Here is a 6576-nt window from a genome sequence, read left to right on the forward strand (position 1 = left end):
CGCGGCATCCGTCATCGCGGCGGCGCGGTCGTGCTGCTGCGCACCACGAGCCGGGTCGAGAGCGGACGGTCCGCCCACCCCCGCTCCTCGGCCGACGGGGACTCGCCCAGCGCCCGCATGACCTCCTCGACGGCGATGCGACCCTGGTCCTCCGGGTACTGCTCGACCGTCGTCAGCCCGAACAGCTCGGCGTACTCGTGCCCGTCGAAGCCGATGACCGACAGCGCCGACGGCACCGCGATGCCGAGCCGCTCGGCCGCGCGCATCACCCCGAACGCGATCTCGTCGGAGGCGGCGAAGACCGCCGTCGGCCGCGCCGCGGGGTGCCCGAGCAGCTGCAGCCCCGCCGAGTAGCCGCCGGGCAGGGTCATCTCGGCCTCGATCACGCCGCCGTCCACGCCCGCGGGCTCGAGGCCGGCCGCATGGACGGCGTCGTGGAACCCCTCGGTGCGCAGGCGCTGGACGCTCCGCGCGGCGGAGCCGGGCGCCGCGCCGGCGAGGTGTGCGATCCGCGTGTGGCCGAGCTGGATGAGGTGCTCCGTCGCGAGCCGGCCGGCGGCCCGATCGTCGACCGCGAGTCGGGGCGCCCCCGGCGCGCTGCCGCCGAGCACCACGATGGGCTTGCCGCGGAGGCCGATCACGTCGACCTCGCGCTCGTCGAGGTCGACCCCGACCGCGATGACCGCGTCGACGCGCTTGCGCGCCAGGAAGAAGTCGAAGACCCGCTCCCGCTCGGGGCCGTCGAGCGCCAGGTTGTAGAGCGTGAGGTCGTATCCCGCCGCGAGCAGCGCTCGCTCGGCGCCCTCGAGCACCTCGCCGAAGAACCACCGGTTCACGAACGGGATGACGATCCCCACGTTCTTCGTGCGGCCGGTGACGAGGCTCGCCGCGTTGGGCGAGGCGATGTAGCCGATCTCCGCCGCGGCATCCGCCACTCGGCGCCGGGTGGATTCGGAGACGTACCCGTGACCCGAGAGCGCGCGGGACGCCGTCGACTTCGAGACCCCGGCGAGGCGGGCCACGTCGGTGATCGCGGCCATGCGCCTCCCTCCGTCGGGCCTGCGACTCGGAGTGTACGCCGAAATCGGGTCGGTGTGGAACCGTTCCCATCGATCCCGGCCGTCATCGGATCGTGACCGGAGCGACCCTTGCCGGTGCATGGATCCTCCCTTACGGTTGACGCTGGAACCGGTTCCCGGTTCCGCCCCTGCACCGACTCGCACACTCGACGAGGAGATGAGAGATGAGTTCCATTCGGCATCGTCGCTGGATCGTTCCGATCGCAGCGGCGGCGACCCTCGGGCTGACCCTGACAGCCTGTACGGGCGACATCGCGGCAGAGGACGCCGCAGACACGGACTGCGGCGACTACGAGGAGTACGGCACGTTCGAGGGCGAGGAGGTGAGCATCTACGGCACGATCGTCGAGGTCGAGGCGGAGCGGCTCGAGGCCTCCTGGGCCGACTTCGAGACGTGTACCGGCATCGACGTCACCTACCAGGGCACGCAGGAGTTCGAGGCGCAGGTCCGCGTCCTCGTCGACGGCGACAACGCCCCCGACCTGGGCATCTTCCCGCAGCCCGGCCTCTTCGCGACCTTCGCCGACAACCTCGTCGCTCCTCCCGCCGAGGTCGAGGCGAACGTCGACGAGTACTGGTCCGAGGACTGGAAGGGCTTCGGCACGGTCGACGGCACCTTCCTCGGCGCGCCCCTCATGGCGAGCGTCAAGGGCTTCATCTGGTACTCCCCGTCGATGTTCGAGGAGAACGGGTGGGAGCAGCCCGAGACCCTGGACGACCTGATGGCCCTGACCGACGAGATCGTCGAGTCCGGTGCGGTCGAGAAGCCCTGGTGCGCCGGCTTCAGCTCCGGTGAAGCCACCGGCTGGCCCGGCACCGACTGGGTGGAAGACATGGTCCTCCGCCTGCACGGCGCCGAGGTCTACGACCAGTGGACCTCGCACGAGATCCCGTTCAACGACCCGCAGATCGCCGAGGCGTTCGACGCGGCCGGGGACATCCTCAAGAACGAGGACTACGTGAACGGCGGCTACGGCGACGTCCGCTCGATCAACGACATCACGTTCAACGAGGGCGGCTGGCCCATCCTCGACGGTGCGTGCGCGCTGCACCACCAGGCCTCGTTCTACGAGGGCCTCTGGCCCGAGGGCACCGAGGTGGCCGAGGACGGCGACATCTGGGCGTTCATCACCCCGGGTCTCGAGGCCGGCGCGGCCGACGTGACCGGTGGCGGCGAGATCGTCGGCGCGTTCACCGACTCCGAGGCGGTCGCGGCGTTCCAGACGTACCTGTCGAGCCCGCTCTGGGCGAACAACCGCGTCTCCGAGGGCGGCGTGATCAGCGCCAACAGCGGCGTCGACCCCGAGAACCTCTCGAGCGACCTGCTGCGCGAGGCGTACGCGATCCTGCAGGACGAGAACACCACGTTCCGCTTCGACGGCTCCGACATCATGCCGGGCGCGGTCGGTTCGGACTCGTTCTGGAAGGGCATCGTCGCCTGGATCGGCGGCCAGAGCACCCAGGAGACGGTGGACGCGATCGAAGCGAGCTGGCCGCAGTAGCCAGCGAGCCCGTTCGGGTCCTACCATCAACCAACGGGGGGTCGCGCGACCATCGCGCGGCCCCCTTTTCCTCAACGTGGAGGGAGTGCAATGACCACCGCCGACCTCATCGGCAAGATCATCGTGGTGATCCTCGGTATCGCGATCTTCGTCGCGGTCATCGGGCTGATCCTCTTCTTCGTGGACCGGGCGCCGAAGCGCGGCCGGGACTACTGGCAGCTGGCCGGGTTCCTCTTCCCGGCGATCCTGCTGCTGTCGCTCGGCCTCATCTACCCGGCCATCCGGACCACGTTGCTCGCCTTCGCCAACGACGCGGGGGAGTTCATCGGGTTCGAGAACTTCGTGTGGGCGTTCACCCAGCCCGCGGGAATCATCTCGATCCGCAACACGATCATCTGGGTGATCCTCGTGCCGCTCCTGGCCACCGCGATCGGCCTGGCCTACGCGGTGTTCATCGACAAGGCGCGCGGTGAGCGCGTGTACAAGTCGCTCGTGTTCATGCCCATGGCGATCTCGTTCGTCGGCGCGGGCGTGATCTGGCGCTTCGTCTACGAGTACCGCGGCCCGAGCCAGGAGCAGATCGGCCTGCTCAACGCGATCGTCACCGGGCTCGGCGGCGAGCCGGTGCGGTGGCTGCAGGAACCGCCCATGAACACCTTCTTCCTGATCGTGGTCATGATCTGGGTCCAGACCGGGTTCGCGATGGTCGTGCTGTCCGCGGCCATCAAGGGCGTGCCGACCGAGCAGATCGAGGCCGCCGAGCTCGACGGCACCAACGCGTGGCAGCGGTTCACCAACGTCACGATCCCCTCGATCCGCGGTTCGCTGGTGGTGGTCGTCACGACGATCTCGATCGCGACCCTGAAGGTCTTCGACATCGTCCGCACCATGACCGCCGGCAACTACGAGACGTCGGTCGTGGCCAACGAGATGTACACGCAGGCGTTCCGGGCGAACGAGGCCGGGCGCGGTGCCGCGCTCGCGCTGATCCTGTTCCTCATGGTGCTGCCGATCGTCATCTACAACGTGAACATCCTCAGGAAGCAGAGGGAGATCCGATGAGCAGCGTCGCACCCGCCGACCTCCCCGTCGCCAAGGGCGAGGGAGCGCTCGAGACCGAGGTCATGCGCGAGCCGAAGGCCGCGCGCGTCAAGCGCCGGCTCACGTCGCGCACGGCAACCGCCGTCGCGCTCATCATCGCCGTCCTGTGGACGATCCCCACGTTCGGCCTGTTCATCTCGTCGTTCCGCCCGGAGCAGCTGATCAAGACCACCGGTTGGTGGACCATCTTCCAGAACCCGGGCTTCACGCTCGAGAACTACCAGGAGGTCCTCTTCTCGGCGTCGGGCTCGGCGCCCCAGCTCGGGTCCTACTTCGTGAACTCGCTCGTCATCGCCATCCCGGCCACGATCTTCCCGCTCGTGATCGCGTCGATGGCGGCGTACGCGTTCGCGTGGATCAAGTTCAAGGGCTCGTCGGCGCTGTTCGTGCTGGTGTTCGCGCTCCAGATCGTGCCGCTGCAGATGGCGCTCATCCCGTTGCTGCAGATCTTCTCGGCGACGATCCTGCCGTGGCAGCGGCAGATCAGCGAGGCGATCCCGATCCTGCCGGACGACAGTTTCCTCCCCGTGTGGATCGCGCACACCGTGTTCGCGCTCCCGCTGGCGATCTTCCTGCTGCACAACTTCATCTCGGAGATCCCGGGCGAGGTGATCGAGGCGGCGCGCGTCGACGGCGCGAGCCACTCGCAGATCTTCTTCCGGGTCGTGCTGCCGCTGGCGCTGCCGGCCATCGCGTCCTTCGCGATCTTCCAGTTCCTGTGGGTGTGGAACGACCTGCTCGTCGCCCTCATCTTCACCGACGGCACGGCCGACACCGCACCGCTCACCCAGCGATTGGCGGAGCTCGTCGGCAGCCGCGGCCAGGAGTGGCAACGCCTCACGGCGGCGGCATTCGTGTCGCTCGTCGTTCCACTCATCGTGTTCTTCAGCCTGCAGCGCTACTTCGTGCGCGGCCTGCTGGCGGGCTCGACGAAGGGGTGACGTCCGAGCGGATGCCGCGGCATCCGCTCGACGCCCGAGGGGCGGATGCCGGTGGCATCCGCCCCCTCGCCCGCGCACGGGGCCGGACGGGTCCACCACCGTACCGGAGCGCAACCCATGGCTCCGACGCTCCGGGAGGGGTAGAACAGGACCATGGCGACCTCCCCCCTCCTGTTGGGGCCGATGCTCCGTCACGTGGACGAGCGATCGGCGAGCATCTGGGTCGAGGTGCGCGCGGCGGGCGAGGTGAGCGTCCACGCGAACGGGACCGCCTGGTCGGCCCGGACGTTCGCGGTGCACGACCACCACTACGCCCTCGTCGAGGTCGACGGACTCGAGCCCGGAGCGGCCGTCCCGTACGAGGTGCGGTTCGAGGGCGCCACCGTGTGGCCCGAGCCGGACTCGCGTCGCCCGCCGTCGGTGATCGCCACGCGCGAGCCCGGGCGGCCGCTGCGGATGGCGTTCGGCTCGTGCCGCACGAGCGTGCCGCACGACCGCTCGGGCAACCGGACGCACGGCGTCGACGCCCTGCGCGCGTTCGCGCTCGCGGTCGAGGGCGGCGACCAGCCGCGACCGGACCTCGTGCTGTTCCTCGGCGACCAGGTCTACGCCGATTCGACGTCGAAGGAGATGCAGGAGTTCATCAGCTCCCGCCGCAGCCTGCGCGAGCCGCCGGGCAAGGAGCTCGCCGACTACGAGGAGTACGCGCACCTCTACCGGTTGGCCTGGTCCGACGACGCGAACCGGTGGCTGCTGTCGACCGTGTCGAGCGCGATGATCTTCGACGACCACGACATCCGCGACGACTGGAACGCCTCGCTCGACTGGAAGCGCGAGATGGAGGCGACCTCGTGGTGGCGCGGCCGCATCGTCGCGGGGCTCGGCTCGTACTGGGTGTACCAGCACCTCGGCAACCTCTCGCCCGCCGAGCGTGCCGACGACGAGCTCTGGAAGCGCGTGGCCGGGCACGAGGGCGACGACGAGCTCGACCTGACCGCGGCCGTCGACGAGTTCGCCGCGCGGCTGGACGCCGACCCCACCACCTACCGGTTCAGCTACAGCCGTGACTTCGACGACATCCGGCTCGTCGTGATCGACTCGCGCGCCGCTCGCGACCTCCGGCCGACGGCGCGCCGCCTGGTCGATCCGCTCGAGCTCGACTGGCTCGACGATCGGCTGCGCGGGGGATTCCGCCACGTGCTCGTCGCCACGTCGCTGCCGTTCCTGCTGCCCATGGGCCTGCACCACGTCGAGGCGTGGGACGAGGCGATCTCGCAGGGCGCATGGGGCCGCGCGGCCGCGTGGGTGGGCGAGCGGCTCCGGCAGGCGGTCGACCTCGAGCACTGGGCGGCGTGGCAGAACAGCTTCCAGGAGGTCGCGCGCATGGTCACCGACCTGGCCGACGGGCGACGGGGTCCCGCGCCCGAGTCGGTCACCTTCCTGTCGGGCGACGTGCACTACTCGTACCTCGCCGAGGTCGAGCGCGACGGCGGCGGACGCATCGTGCAGGCCGTGTGCTCGCCCGTCCGCAATCCGCTGCCGAGGGTGCTGCGGTGGTTCGCCGTGGTCATGTCCTACGGCGTGGCGACCCCGGTCGGCGCGCTCGTCGCGCGTTCGGCGAAGGTGCCGGACCCGCCGTTCACGTGGCGGACCGTCAAGGGGCCCTGGTTCGACAACAACCTCGCCCTCCTGCAGGACGAGCCGGCCGGCCTCGCGATGACCTGGCACACCGGGGTCGTCGACGGCGACGAGCGGATGCCGCGGCTCGAGGAGGTCGCGGCGGTCCTGGTCGAGGGCGAACCCAGCACGGCCTGAGGCCGGTCGAGCGGATGCCGCGGCATCCGGGCCCGCACCGGGGACGCCAGTGGGGGGGGGGGGGGGGGGGGGACCCCCCCCCCCCCCCCCCCCCCCCCCCCCCCCCCCCCCCCCCCCTCGACCACCCCCCCCCCCCCC

5 protein-coding genes are annotated in these 6576 nt (G+C 70.3%); 4 read left to right on the forward strand and 1 reads right to left on the reverse strand.

The genetic code is table 11. The features are described from left to right. Window positions 1–11 precede the first annotated feature (11 nt). Window positions 12–1040 (reverse strand): LacI family DNA-binding transcriptional regulator, encoded by a 1029-nt coding sequence (locus tag WBQ80_RS11405; protein ID WP_336571617.1) that lies wholly within the window; start codon window positions 1038–1040, stop codon window positions 12–14. A gap of 203 nt (window positions 1041–1243) precedes the next feature. Here WBQ80_RS11405 and WBQ80_RS11410 point away from each other — a divergent pair, with 203 nt between their 5' ends. The 4 genes from WBQ80_RS11410 to WBQ80_RS11425 all read left to right on the forward strand — a co-directional run bounded on the left by WBQ80_RS11410 (window position 1244) and on the right by WBQ80_RS11425 (window position 6438). After that, window positions 1244–2581, forward strand: a complete 1338-nt coding sequence (locus WBQ80_RS11410) for an ABC transporter substrate-binding protein (protein ID WP_336571619.1) — start codon at window positions 1244–1246, stop codon at window positions 2579–2581. Window positions 2582–2671: 90 nt separating this feature from the next. Then, window positions 2672–3643, forward strand: a complete 972-nt coding sequence (locus WBQ80_RS11415) for a carbohydrate ABC transporter permease (RefSeq protein ID WP_336571620.1) — start codon at window positions 2672–2674, stop codon at window positions 3641–3643. Beyond that, window positions 3640–4623, forward strand: a complete 984-nt coding sequence (locus WBQ80_RS11420) for a carbohydrate ABC transporter permease (RefSeq protein ID WP_336571622.1) — start codon at window positions 3640–3642, stop codon at window positions 4621–4623. Before WBQ80_RS11415 ends, WBQ80_RS11420 begins: the two co-directional genes overlap by 4 nt. Window positions 4624–4776: 153 nt before the next feature. Next, window positions 4777–6438, forward strand: coding sequence for an alkaline phosphatase D family protein (locus tag WBQ80_RS11425; protein WP_336571624.1), 1662 nt, complete (start codon window positions 4777–4779; stop codon window positions 6436–6438). The last annotated feature ends 138 nt before the right edge of the window (window positions 6439–6576 follow it).

The sequence above is a fragment of the Agromyces sp. CCNWLW213 genome (assembly GCF_037199545.1).
In the GTDB taxonomy this organism is placed as follows: domain Bacteria; phylum Actinomycetota; class Actinomycetes; order Actinomycetales; family Microbacteriaceae; genus Agromyces.